14 protein-coding genes are annotated in these 11,784 nt (G+C 71.2%); 10 read left to right on the plus strand and 4 right to left on the minus strand.

Annotated elements, in window-relative coordinates; genetic code table 11:
- Positions 1–2 precede the first annotated feature (2 nt).
- The gene (locus H8N03_RS13795; protein ID WP_187076763.1) at positions 3–623 is read right to left on the minus strand and encodes a hypothetical protein; all 621 of its coding nucleotides are present in this window, start codon (positions 621–623) and stop codon (positions 3–5) included.
- Between the two features lie 143 nt (positions 624–766).
- Here H8N03_RS13795 and H8N03_RS13800 point away from each other — a divergent pair, with 143 nt between their 5' ends.
- The 8 genes from H8N03_RS13800 to H8N03_RS13835 all read left to right on the plus strand — a co-directional run bounded on the left by H8N03_RS13800 (position 767) and on the right by H8N03_RS13835 (position 9,099).
- Positions 767–1,483 carry a response regulator transcription factor gene (locus H8N03_RS13800; protein WP_187076764.1) on the plus strand — a complete coding sequence of 239 codons (717 nt, stop codon included), beginning with the start codon at positions 767–769 and terminating at the stop codon, positions 1,481–1,483.
- On the plus strand, positions 1,480–3,579 hold the full coding sequence (locus tag H8N03_RS13805) for a sensor histidine kinase (RefSeq protein ID WP_187076765.1): 2,100 nt from the start codon (positions 1,480–1,482) through the stop codon (positions 3,577–3,579). Before H8N03_RS13800 ends, H8N03_RS13805 begins: the two co-directional genes overlap by 4 nt.
- 47 nt (positions 3,580–3,626) lie before the next feature.
- Positions 3,627–4,310, plus strand: coding sequence for a D-Ala-D-Ala carboxypeptidase family metallohydrolase (locus tag H8N03_RS13810; RefSeq protein WP_187076766.1), 684 nt, complete (start codon positions 3,627–3,629; stop codon positions 4,308–4,310).
- A 110-nt stretch (positions 4,311–4,420) separates the two neighbouring features.
- Positions 4,421–5,563, plus strand: a complete 1,143-nt coding sequence (locus tag H8N03_RS13815; protein ID WP_222622977.1) for a methyl-accepting chemotaxis protein — start codon at positions 4,421–4,423, stop codon at positions 5,561–5,563.
- 154 nt (positions 5,564–5,717) lie between these two features.
- Positions 5,718–6,734: a cytochrome-c peroxidase gene (locus H8N03_RS13820; RefSeq protein WP_187076767.1), complete on the plus strand. Its 1,017-nt coding sequence runs from the start codon at positions 5,718–5,720 to the stop codon at positions 6,732–6,734.
- 24 nt (positions 6,735–6,758) lie between these two features.
- A complete protein-coding gene (locus H8N03_RS13825) occupies positions 6,759–8,327 on the plus strand; it encodes a methyl-accepting chemotaxis protein (protein ID WP_187076768.1) in 1,569 nt (522 codons plus the stop codon).
- Positions 8,328–8,353: 26 nt separating this feature from the next.
- Positions 8,354–8,674: a plastocyanin/azurin family copper-binding protein gene (locus tag H8N03_RS13830; RefSeq protein WP_222622978.1), complete on the plus strand. Its 321-nt coding sequence runs from the start codon at positions 8,354–8,356 to the stop codon at positions 8,672–8,674.
- The gene (locus tag H8N03_RS13835; RefSeq protein WP_222622979.1) at positions 8,671–9,099 is read left to right on the plus strand and encodes a c-type cytochrome; all 429 of its coding nucleotides are present in this window, start codon (positions 8,671–8,673) and stop codon (positions 9,097–9,099) included. The genes H8N03_RS13830 and H8N03_RS13835 overlap by 4 nt, the downstream gene beginning before the upstream one ends.
- Here H8N03_RS13835 and H8N03_RS13840 read toward each other — a convergent pair whose 3' ends face one another.
- On the minus strand, positions 9,100–9,600 hold the full coding sequence (locus H8N03_RS13840; protein WP_187076769.1) for a pyridoxamine 5'-phosphate oxidase family protein: 501 nt from the start codon (positions 9,598–9,600) through the stop codon (positions 9,100–9,102). It abuts the gene before it with no gap.
- A gap of 318 nt (positions 9,601–9,918) precedes the next feature.
- Here H8N03_RS13840 and H8N03_RS13845 point away from each other — a divergent pair, with 318 nt between their 5' ends.
- Positions 9,919–10,128, plus strand: a complete 210-nt coding sequence (locus H8N03_RS13845) for a hypothetical protein (RefSeq protein ID WP_187076770.1) — start codon at positions 9,919–9,921, stop codon at positions 10,126–10,128.
- Positions 10,129–10,170: 42 nt separating this feature from the next.
- Entirely contained in the window at positions 10,171–10,842 is a 672-nt protein-coding gene (locus H8N03_RS13850) for an alpha/beta hydrolase family protein (RefSeq protein WP_354005122.1), read from the plus strand.
- On the opposite strand, the gene H8N03_RS13855 is transcribed toward H8N03_RS13850, so the two are convergent.
- Together H8N03_RS13855 and H8N03_RS13860 are read right to left on the minus strand one after the other, a co-directional pair.
- The gene (locus tag H8N03_RS13855; protein WP_187076771.1) at positions 10,833–11,384 is read right to left on the minus strand and encodes a hemerythrin domain-containing protein; all 552 of its coding nucleotides are present in this window, start codon (positions 11,382–11,384) and stop codon (positions 10,833–10,835) included. The two genes, H8N03_RS13850 and H8N03_RS13855, sit on opposite strands and share 10 nt — an antisense overlap.
- A gap of 80 nt (positions 11,385–11,464) precedes the next feature.
- On the minus strand, positions 11,465–11,752 hold the full coding sequence (locus tag H8N03_RS13860) for a hypothetical protein (protein WP_187076772.1): 288 nt from the start codon (positions 11,750–11,752) through the stop codon (positions 11,465–11,467).
- Between the last annotated feature and the right edge of the window lie 32 nt (positions 11,753–11,784).

Consider the following 11,784-nt stretch of genomic DNA (forward strand, 5'->3'; position numbering starts at 1 on the left):
GACTAGCAGCCGTCGGCCGGCATTTCGGCGGTCGGCAGGTTCAGGCCGGGCTGGGCCCTGGTGGACAGCAGCAGGTAGGTGGCGAGGCCCTCGACATCGACGAGGAAATCGGGGCGGCTGTCGCCGTCGAGGTCCGCGACCGCGCGGACGCTGGTGCTGGCGCCGGCGGGGCCGACGACGTAGGTGTAGGTGTGGCCGGCGTAGCCGATCTGGTAGCGCACGCTGGCATCGACTTCCTCGACACGCACGGTGTAGCGGCCGGGCCGGGCCGCGTCGTCGTCACGCGGACGCACCATCTCCAGGTGCATCAGGCCGGGGCGCAGGCCCGTCTTCAGCGTCGTGCCGGGCAGGCGGAAGTACAGCGCGTCCGCGGGGATGGCCTGGCGCTCGGTCGGCTTCACGGCCCGCACGTCGATGTCCTGTTCGAGCGCGGCGATGCGGTACCAGCCGGTGGACGGCCACGGGCCGCTGTGGCCGCTGACGACTTCCTGCTGCCAGGTCAGCGCGTCCAGCAGCAGGCCCTGCTCGGGACGGTTCTGCGCCCACAGGGACGCGGCGGCGCCGGCAGCGGCGGCGACGAGCGCGAAACGGACCAGGGCGCTGCGGGTGCTCAGGGGCTTCATCGTGCTTCTCCTTGCTTGGTGACGATGGAAGCCATTCTTCGAAGCGGCCCGCGAAGGAACAATGCAGCGGCAGGGCGGCTTCGTTCACGCCCCGGAAGAAATCTTCCGGGGGGCCCCGCGCGGGGCATTCGATAATGGCCCGCATGACCCGCGTCGCCGTCATCGAGGACGACCTGCCCACCAGCAACCAGCTCGCCGGCTGGATCCGCGCCGCCCGCCCCGGCATCACCATCGACCAGTGGTTCGACCGGGACAGCGCCGAGGCGGCGCTGGAGCGCGAAACCTACGACGTGGTGCTGCTGGACATCGAGCTCGGGCGCGAGCGCCATGCGGGCGTGGCGCTGATCAACGCGATCAACAAGCGGCGCGCGGGCGTGCCGGTGCTGGTGGTGTCCGCCATGCCGGCGGCGATCTACCGCAGCATCATGAAGGCGCTGGACGCCTGGGACTACCTGCAGAAGACGACCTTCGAGGAGGCGGACTTCATCGAGACCTTCCTCGAGATCCTGCGCGTCGCGCGCGAGCGGCGCGCCCAGGACGAACCCGCGCCCCCGCCCGCGAGCGAGCTCGCGCTCGACCCGCTCTGGCAGCGCACGCCCACCTGGCGCGGCGAGCGCATCAACCTGCCGCTCACCGCGCAGCGCATCCTCGCCACGCTCTACCAGCGCCGCGGGGAAGTGGTGTCGTACGAGGAACTGTTCGACGTGGTCAAGAGCGGCCGCAACCGCGACAACGTGCGCAAGCACGTGGCCACCATCCGCGACGCGTTCCGCGAAGTCGACCCCGGCTTCGAGGCGATCGAGAACGTCCCCATGCGCGGCTTCCGCTGGACGGACCCGGCCCCGCGCAAGCGCGCATGAAGCTGCCCGACCTGGCCCTGCGCGAACTGGCGCTCGAAGTGCCGCGCCTGGGCCTGGCGTCGTTCCGGCGCCGGATCCTCATCCGCGCCGTGTTCCTGCTGCTCGCGCTCGCCACGCTCGCCCTCGCCGTGGTCCTCCTGCAGGACGAGAAGGAGCGCAGCTTGCGCAACTACCAGCAGAACTTCCGCAAGACGCAGGCGGACGTGCTCGCGCGCCTGCGCCAGCCGGCGGGCCAGCTCGCGCTGCTCAATCCCTATCCGCCCGCGGAAGTCGTGCCGCTGCATCCGCTGGTGCTGCCTTACCCCGCGCTGGACTTCGACGATCCGGGCAAGGCGCTGCAGGCGGCGGACCTCGCGGGCTGCTCCACCATCTACCCGGACGACAGCGCGCTCTGCGCCGGCGTGGGGAGCAATGCGTACACGGGCGGCTTCCTGTACCTCGTGGGCAGCTTCACGGGCGGCGAGCTGGTGGGGCGCGACCCGGGCGAGGCGAACTTCGGCGACGTGCACCTGGCGCGCATCCGCCTGGAGATGCGCGGCGAAGTGCGCAGCTGGATCGCGCCCTTCGAACGGCAGTCCATGCGCGGCGAGCCGCTGGTGCGCGGTCGCCTCGTCGCCTATGCGGCGCCCGCGGAGGGATCGCCATGGGTCGAGTCCGCGGCGCCGCTGCGGGACTTCCGCGGCTGGGTCTGGCAGAGCGCGTCGTGCTCCGCCGGCGGCGAGCCGCCGGACTGCCTGCGCCGCATCTCGTATGCGATCCGCCTGCCGGTCGAAGGCTTCCGCGCCGCCCTGGGCAGCGGCCGGCCCGCCTGGCCGCCGCCGGACCTGGACCGCATCCGCGTGCACCTGCAGATGTTCGCGCCGGGGGGCGCGACGGTGTTCGACAGCAACGCGGCCGGCGCCGTGCCGCCCGCGACGCTCAACGACCTCGCCCGCCTGCTGCAACCGGGCGAGGATCTCACGATCCGCCGCGCGGGCAGCACGCAGCCGCTCGCCGTGCTGAAGTCGCCGGGCGACGGCGCGGAGCGCACCTCGCCGCTGATCCTGCGGCTCATCGACCGGCTGCCGGTCACCTCGCGGCCGGCGCCGGTGTCCGCGCAGGAGATCGTCGGCACGCCGCTGGGCAACTACGAGGTGCGGCTGGCCGGCGACGCGCAAGGCGTCGCGCGCGGGCTGGGCGTGGTGGCCACGCGCATGTCCTGGTACGTGGGGGCGATGCTGGCGGCGATCGCGCTCGCGTGGATCGTGATCGAGGTCGGCCTGATCCGCCGCATCGCCGTGCTGACGCGGCGCGCCGCGGCCGTGTCGCACAACGTGCAGCTGGAACCCACGGGCGACGCGCGCATCGTGCAGCTGGACGTGTCCGACCTGCGCGGCAGGGACGAACTGGGCATCCTGGCCGGCGGCCTGTCCGACCTGCTGCAGCGGGTGAAGAGCGACGTGCAGCGCGAGCAGGTCCGCGCCCAGCGCGAACGCGACATGCTGCAGGCGGTGGGCCACGAGATCCTGTCGCCCCTGCAGTCGCTGATGGTGCTGCATCCCGACCCGACCGATCCCGCGCACCGCTACGTGCAGCGCATGCAGCAGGCCGTGCGCGTGCTGTACGGGCAGGCCTCGCCGAGCGAGGCCTTGGCCGCCGCGCAGCTGGAGCTCTCCGCGCTGGACCTGGACGCCTTCCTGCGCGAGGTGGCGGAGAACGCGGCGTACGCCGGCATCGACGACGTCCGCTACGACGGGCCGGGCACGCCGCTGCCGGTGCGCGCCGACCCGTTCTCGCTGGAAGACGTCGTGACCCACATCCTGCGCAACGCGCAGCGCCACCGGGCCCCCGGCACGCCGATCACGCTGTCCCTCGCCGCCGGCGAAGGCGAGGCCGTGGTCGCGGTGCACAACGTCGGCGAGCCCATTCCGGAAGCGCTGATCGGGCGCATCTTCGACTACGGCGTGAGCGAAGGCGCGGCGGACGAAGCGAGCGGCCGCCGCGGCCAGGGCCTGTTCGTCGCACGCACCTACATGGCCAAGATGGGCGGCTCCGTCCGCTGCCGCAACGAACGCGGCGGCGTGGTGTTCGAGCTCGCGCTGCCCCTGGACGGTTGAGGCAGTCGCAGCCCCCGGCGCGCGCGGTGCTGCGCTAGGCTGCGCGCATGCGAACGAACCTGCGCCGCCTCGCGCTGCTGTGGCCCCTGGTGGCCGCGCTGGCCGCGTGCAGCCCGCGCGCGCCCGCGCCGCCGCCGCCCGCACCGGCACCGTCCGCGCCGCCCGAAGCTCCTGCTCCGGCCGCCCCGGCGGCGAGCGCCCCCTCCGCGGACAGGGAGCGCGACGCCGTGCTCTTCACGCACTGGCGCGCCACCCACGTGGCCGAAGTCGACGCCTTCGAGGAATTCCTCGTCCGCGAGCACGTGGCCGCGGTCGTGCCGACCTACCAGCTCCTGCGCAGCGCGTCGATGTGGAAGGAGTGCCGTGCCGAGCCCTTCCAGCTGCCGCCCGCGGTGGAATGGCCCGCGGTCCGCGACTTGCTGGTGCTGCTGCGCGAGCTGCGCAAGCGCGGCGTGCTGCTGGACTTCGAAGTGGTCTCCGCCTACCGCGACCCGCGCCTCAACAAATGCGCGGGCGGCGCGCCGGGCAGCTCGCACCAGCGCTTCGCGGTGGACATCGCGCCGCTGCCCGAGCCCGAAGGGGCGCGCCTGTGCCGCTTCTGGCGCGAGGAAGGCAAGGCCTGGGACATGGGCGTGAGCCGCTATCCCTCGGGCCGCATCCACATCGACCGCACCGGCTACCGCACCTGGGGCGCCTCGCACCGTCGCGCGAGCAGCTACTGCCTGGAGTGAGCAAGCGCTGCGCTGTGCAGGAATGCACGGAGTCGCCGCTTGCGTGCTTGGTGCCCGGCAATGGCTGTGCCACAGTGTTGCCGCAGAAGTACACATAAGTTGGGGGCAAGATGCGGTTCACCGTCATCACCAAGCTGTATCTCATGCTGGCCTTGATCGTCGCCGGCATGCTGCTGGTGGCAGCGCTGGCATGGCGCTACGTTCCGGAGGCCGACCGGTACCAGTTTGGCGTGGGCGCCGCGATCCTGATCGGCGCGTTCACCGTCGCGGGGCTCGTCCTGCGCCTGTCCATCCGCAGCGGCATCGTCGGCAACCTGCGCGCCGCCAGCCACGTGATCGGCCGCGTCGCCGAGGGCGACCTCACCGCGCGCGTCAGCGTGCGTGCCTATGGCGAGACCGAGAAGATGCTGCGCGGCCTGGAACGCATGACCGCCGACCTGGCCTCGCTCGTGCGCCAGGTGAACGGCAGCGCGCGCACCGTCGCCGCCAACAGCGCGCGGCTGGCGCAGGGACACCGCGACCTCGCGTGGCGCAGCGAGCACCAGGCCAGCACGCTCGAGGAAACGGCCAGCTCCATGGAGGAACTGACCTCCACCGTCGCCCAGAACGCGGAAACCGCGCGCGAGGCGAGCGAGCTCGCGCGCACCGCCTCCGAAGTGGCCACGCGGGGCGGCCAGCTCGTCTCCGACGTCGTGGCCACCATGGACGGCATCTCCGATTCCGCCGGGCGCATCAGCGAAATCAGCAGCGTGATCGACGGGATCGCCTTCCAGACCAACCTGCTCGCCCTGAACGCCGCCGTCGAGGCGGCCCGCGCGGGCGAACAGGGCCGCGGCTTCGCCGTCGTCGCCTCCGAAGTGCGGACGCTGGCGCAGCGCAGCGCCGAAGCCGCCCGCGAGATCAAGACGCTGATCGGCGACTCGGTGGCCAAGGTGGAAGCCGGGCACCGGCTCGTGACGACCACGGGCGAGACCATGCAGGACATCGTCGGCTCCGTGCGCAAGGTCGCCCTGCTGATCGAGGAGATCGCCGCCGCGAGCCGCGAGCAGAGCTCGGGCATCGTGCAGGTGAACACCGCGGTCGCGGAGATGGAACAGGGCGTGCAGCAGAACGCGTCCCTGGTGCAGGAAGCGGCGGAAGCCACCGCCGCGCTCGCGACCCAGGCGGAATCGCTGCTGCGCATCGTCGCCCGCTTCCAGGTCGAAGAAGGCCGGCACGGCCAGGGCCCCGCGACGCCCATCCTGGCTGCGTGAGTTAGAACGCAAGACTTCCCCCGCCCGACCGGCGGCGGCAGCAGCCCTACCGAGCGGTAGGGAACCCCCCTAACGGCTTGTTGCCACTTGTATCAATCCTCGCCTAAATTGTGACCTGCCCGGCCGAAGCCGGCGCTCGTTGAGGAGAGATCGAATGGCCATTTCCGCCCGCCTGCTGACCTGCGCCGCCGCCGCCGCGGTGCTCGCTGCCTGCGCCACCCTGGGTTCTTCCGTGCCGGCACCGACGCCAGCCGAGCAGGCCTGGCGCCTGCCCGCCGAAATCCCGCAACCGGCGAACAACCGCAGCACGCCGGCCCGCGTCGAGCTGGGCAAGGCGCTGTTCTTCGACCACCGCCTTTCCGACAGCGGCGCGATGTCCTGCGCCTCCTGCCACCTGCCGCACCTCGGCTGGACGGATGGCCGCAAGCTGCCCGTGCTGCCGGACGGCACCGTCCTGGGCCGCCACTCGCCCACCATGCTCAACCTGGCCTACAACAACATCTACATGTGGGACGGCCGCAAGACCACGCTGGAGGAGCAGGCCATCGGCCCGCACCGCCACCTGAGCAAGGCAGCGTTCGCGACGTCCGCGGCCAAGGTGCGCGAGATGCCCGGGTACCGCCAGATGTTCGCCGCCGCCTACCCCGGCGAAGCCATCAACGAGGAGTCGATCTCGAAGGCCCTCGCCGCCTTCGAGCGCACGATCGTCACGCGCAACTCGCCCTTCGACCGCTGGGTGGCGGGCGACACGAAGGCGCTGACCCCCGAGCAGTACCGCGGCTACAAGGTCTTCGCCGACCCCGCCAAGGGCAACTGCGCGGCCTGCCACAACGGCCCGAACTTCACGGACAACGGCTTCCACAACATCGGCATCACCGGCAAGGACGAAGGGCGCTTCCCCTTCCGCAAGGTCGCGTCGATGAAGGGCGCCTTCAAGACGCCGACGCTGCGCGACATCGAGCTGACGGCGCCTTACTACCACGACGGTTCCGCGGCCACGCTGCGCGACGTGGTCGACCACTACGTGCGTGGCGGCGACGACCGCAGCAACGTGTCGCCCGACGTGCGCCCGCTGAACCTCACCGAGCAGGACAAGCAGGACCTGGTCGCCTTCATGCGCTCCCTGACGGGCGAGAGCGTCGCGTTCGTGGCGCCGAAACTGCCGCAATAAGAAACCCGCGGCCGGGAGGGAGGGATGATCAAGTCGGGCGTGATCGCCGCGCCGCTGCTGCCGCCTGCGGAAGCGGAGGCTCCGGCCGCCGCGCCCGGGGTCCGGCGGCGCAGCGCCGTCGGCCAGTGGAAGCGGCAGCTGGCCTGGTTCGCGAGCGCCATGACCGTGCTGGTCGTGCTGGTGGCCGCCGCGAGCGCCACCGCGATGTGGCAGGTGATCAGCCAGGTGGCCGCCGCCGAGCGCGCGAACGAAGCGCGCTCCGCCGCGGCCGTCGACGCGCGCCTCGCGGTGCTGGAAGTCGACCGCCTGCTCTCCCAGACCATGGCGGAGGAAGACCCTGGCAAGGTGCGCGCTGCGGCCGTGGCCTCCATCGCCGCGGCCTCGCGCCTGGAAGACGCGGTGAATGCATTGCGCGTCGCCCTGCCCCACAGCACGGACGTGGCGCAGATGGGCCGCCTCGTCGACGACGTGAAGGCCCCGCGCGTCAACGTCATCACGCTCGCGCGCAAGGGCCAGCGCAGCGAAGCGGCGGCGGCGCGCCAGTCCATCCTGGAGCAGCTCAGGCAGATCGACGCGCTGTCGGCGAGCATCCTGCAGAAGGAAGCGGAGAGCCGCGAGGTCGCCGCACAGGAACGATCGGCCCTGTTCGAACGCGTCCTCTACGGCCTGCTCGTCGCCGCCCTCCTGAGCACGCTGACCGGCGTGCTGTTCTACCGCCGCCTGATGCGCCGCTTCGTGCCGGTCGAACAGCTGCTGGAAGAGGTGGCGAACAGCGCGCGCGAGCTGCAGGCCGGTGGCCAGGAGCTCGATGGCGTGAACACCGACGTGCAGGGCGCCAACCGCCAGCTGCGCGTGCTGCTGGAACGCAGCCAGACCACGATGGACGCGATGATGCAGGAGGCCGAGCGCTGCCTGCAGGAGGTCGACCAGCTCGGCGCCACCTGCGATGCGTCGGCATCCATGTCGCGCCGGCACGCGGACGAAGCCGGCGAAGTGGCGCAGCAGATCCAGGCGACGAGCGCGCGGCTGCACCAGCTGCTCGAGACCACGCAGGCGCTCGCGCGCAGCCGCAGCGACATCGCGCGCTTCGCCGACCAGATCGAGGTGATCTCCGCCACGACGCGGCTGCTGTCGCTCAATGCCGCGGTGGAAGCCGCGCGCGCGGGCAGCGCCGGGCGGGGCTTCTCGGTGATCGCCAGCTCGGTGCGCAAGCTCTCGGAGGACACGGCCGAAGCCGCGCTGCAGATCCGCCGCGCCAGCGAAGACATCACCCGCCAGCTCGGGGCCACCACCGAGGCCGTGCAGGCCACCAGCGTGCTGATGGACCAGGGGGCCACGCGCATCGCGGGCCTCGACTCCTCCGCGCGTTCCAACCAGGCCCTGGCCGACGGCATGCACAAGGAAGTGCAGGGCTTCCGCGACACCTTCCAGCGGCAGGTGGACCGCGTGCAGTCCATGGACCGCGAGTCGCAGGCGCTGGCCTCGGCGCTCGACGACGGCCACCGGCACGCGGAACTGCTGGACCGCACGTCCGCGTCCCTCACCCAGACCTCCACGGCGCTGCTCCAGCGCCTGTCGAACCTCCAGGCATGAAAACCCCGAATACCAAGGAGACCTCCATGGGCTCGACCCTCATCCGCGCCGGCGTGCTGCTGCTGGCGCTCGCCGCCGGCCCGGCGCTCGCGGCCGAACACGTCGTGAGCCAGAAGGGCAAGACCTTCTCGGTGAAGAAGCTGTCCGTGCAGGCCGGCGACTCGGTGAAGTTCGTCAACGACGACCCGTTCGCGCACAACGTGTTCTCGCTCTCGGACATCAAGAGCTTCGACCTCGGCTCCTACGGCCAGGGCCTGTTCAAGTCCGTGCTGATGGACAAGAAGGGCATCGTCGACGTGGAGTGCGCCGTGCACCCGGACATGAAGATGACGGTGGAAGTGAAGTGAGGGCCGCTGCCTCGCTCGCCGCGCTGGTCGCGGCGCTGGCCGTTGCGCCCGCGCAGGCGCAACTGAGCAGCGCCTACGCGCAGGTGGTCGCCACCACCGCGAAGCCGCTGCTGGCGCGCGACGGCCCGGACGCGCAGGCGTTCCGCGGCAGCCTCGTGTTCTTCAACTACTGCGTGACCTGCCACGGGCCCAACGCCGATGGCAACGGCCGTGCCGCGCGGCTGTACGACCCGCGCCCCGCGAACCTGCGCGCCAGCGACAAGAACCTGGCGTACATGCGGCTCATCGTCCGCCGCGGCGGCAAGGCGATGAACCGCTCGGAGTTCATGCCGCCGTGGGGCGAGGAACTCACCGACGAGCAGATCGACGACGTGACCGTGTACCTGCAGTCGATCAACGACCGCGTCGCCGCCGGGCCGAAGTGATCAGTTGAACTGCACTTCCTGGTGCTCGCCCATCTTCTTCGGGCGGCTGCCGGTCACCGCTGCCTTGCCCATCTTGAGCATCTGCAGCAGCTTGTTCTCCTTCACGTTCCAGTACTCGGCTTCGTCGATCTTCACCTCGACGAGCTCCATGTCCGGGTCCTCCGGGCCGCCCGGGAACCAGGCCTTGGCGATCGGGTTGAACAGCTCCTGCTTCTTCGCCAGGTCGTCCAGCACGCGCGCGGTGCCGGTGACGGAGACCCACGTGTCCTTGTCGGGGTTGGCGTAGGCGAGGTTCACGTTGCCGTCCTGCTGCAGGCGCTGGCCCACCTCGGTGGACTTCGAGACGAAGAAGTACAGGCAGCCGTCCTCTTCCAGCGTCTTGTTCTGCGTGGTCAGCGGGTGCGAGTGCAGCGTGCCGTCCGCGTGGCGGTGCGACAGCATGCAGAAGCGCTGTTCCTTGATGAGGTCCCAGATCACTTCGTGCTGTTTCGAGTCGTTCATGGATTCTCCTGTTCGCGTATGGCTTCCATGCTCACCCAGCCGGCGCGGTGCCGGCGTCGGGCACCTCGGGCGGCGCGTGTGGGCGCAGGCCGACGCCTTGTGGTAGCACGCATGGCCCAGCCAGACGCGCATGGCTGGGTCATCCTGCGGCTGACCCGGCATAGGACGGCTCCTATCCCGCCTCGGCGGACGACCCCCCGCGAATCGGAAGAGTCCTTGCCCCCGATTCAGCCAGTTCCGATCGAAGGAACCCGGGGCGTCGACCATCATGAAGGCACACAGGAGGGGCGATGTGCCCCCGGTCCAAGGAGTAGCGACATGAACCAGTCCAGCGCCAACGCCCACCAGCTGTGCTTCCGTTCCCTGTTCCACAGTGGCCGCGGCTACGCCTTCCCGTGCGACCCCCAGGGTCACGTCGACCTCGACGCGATGAGCGAGCGGGCCCGGAACAACTACTTCTACGCCCGTGCGATGGTCGGCCGCGAGCTGTCGCCGCCCGCCATCGAAAGCGCGATGCTGATGCACTGATGCACTGAGGTACGCTGGGGCGCACCGCCCCGCGACCTCGCCGTGAACCAGCAATCCCTTGCCCTTTCCCCGCCCCAGGGCGGCCCGCTGGCCGCCCTTCTCGATTCCCCACCCTCCCCTTACGCGTGCTACGTCCTTGCCCATGGCGCGGGCGCCGGGATGGACCACGCCTTCCTGGCCGCGCTGGCCGGGCGGCTGTGCGCGCAAGGCGTGGCGGTGCTTCGGTTCCAGTTCCCCTTCATGCAGCAAGGCAGCCGGCGGCCCGATCCGCCCGCGGTCGCGCAGGCGGCCGTGCGCACAGCGGTCGAGGAGGCCGGGAAGCGCTTTCCAGGCTTGCCGCTCTTCGCCGGCGGCAAGTCCTTCGGTGCGCGCATGAGTTCGCAGGCACAGGCGGCGTCACCGCTGCCCGGCGTGCGCGGGCTCGTCTTCGTGGGCTTTCCCTTGCATCCGGCCGGCAAGCCGGGGATCACGCGCGCCGCGCACCTGGACGGCGTACACGTGGCCATGCTGTTCCTGCAAGGCACGCGCGATGCGCTGGCGGACCTGTCACTCGTGCAAGAAGTCGTGCAGCCGCTGCGGCCACGCGCGACCTTGCACGTCGTCGACGGCGCGGACCATGCGTTCCACGTGCTGGTGCGTTCCGGCCGCACCGATGCGCAGGTGCTCGACGAGCTGGCGCTCGCCGCCGCGCAGTGGATGCGCGCTCAGATGTAGGCGCGGGGCAGCGGCGCGTGCCGCAGGTGCAGGGCGATGTCGAGGGCGGCCATGTGGTTGCCGTCGCGGCGCAGGATGGCGTCCGCGAGCGGCAGGAAGCCCTCCTCCTCGCGATGCGCATGCTCCTCGTAGAGGCTCACCAGGCGATCGACTTCCGCGCCGAACAGCAGCTCGTTCGCCGGCTTGCCGGCCGCAATGCGCACGACGGCCGGACGCAGCTTGTCCCACAGCGCCTCGATCTGCCGGTGCTGCGCCGTCAGCAGCACGACGAAGTCCTCCACCTGCTGGCGCTCCTCCGCACCGCGGCAGCTGCGCTGCACGGCGTCGAACAAGGTCTCCTCCTCGTCGCCATGGTGGCCGCGCACGACCCGGTCGAACAGGTCCAGCGTGGCCGCGGCCGTCTCGCGTGCGCGCTCCGCGGCCGTGGCGAGCGCCGGCAGTTGCTCCAGGCCGGCGAGGCCGGACAGGATGCCGGAGTGGGCGCCGCGGAACTGGCGCAAGGGAGCGCCGGCGAGGACGGGAGTGGCAGCTTGGGTCTTCATGGTGGTACTCCACGCGGCGAGCGCGCAGACCCAGTGTGGCGCCGGGCGGCGCCGGCGCCTTGACGCGCGTCAAGCCGCCCTCAGAAGGTCGGGAGGTGCGCCATGCGGCTGCGCAGCGGCGTGCCGGCGTCGTCCACTTCCGCGTCGATCCCCTCGGGGCACGCCTTCATGCGGAAGAACCGGCCGGTGTCGCCGTCGACGAACACCCGTACCTCGCTCGACCTGCAGACCTCCGCCGCGTCCACCACCGGCGCCACCGTGGAAGCCCCGCGGTGGACGCGTTCGCCGTCGAAGGACACCGTGTGCCAGCGCACCTGCGCGATGTGGCCATCCTCGCCCCAGCGCACCGCTTCGATCACGTAGTACATGGCCGCATGCTGGCGCCGCGGCGCCGCGGGGC

The organism is Ramlibacter cellulosilyticus (genome assembly GCF_014297465.1).
Classification (GTDB): domain Bacteria; phylum Pseudomonadota; class Gammaproteobacteria; order Burkholderiales; family Burkholderiaceae_C; genus Ramlibacter; species Ramlibacter cellulosilyticus.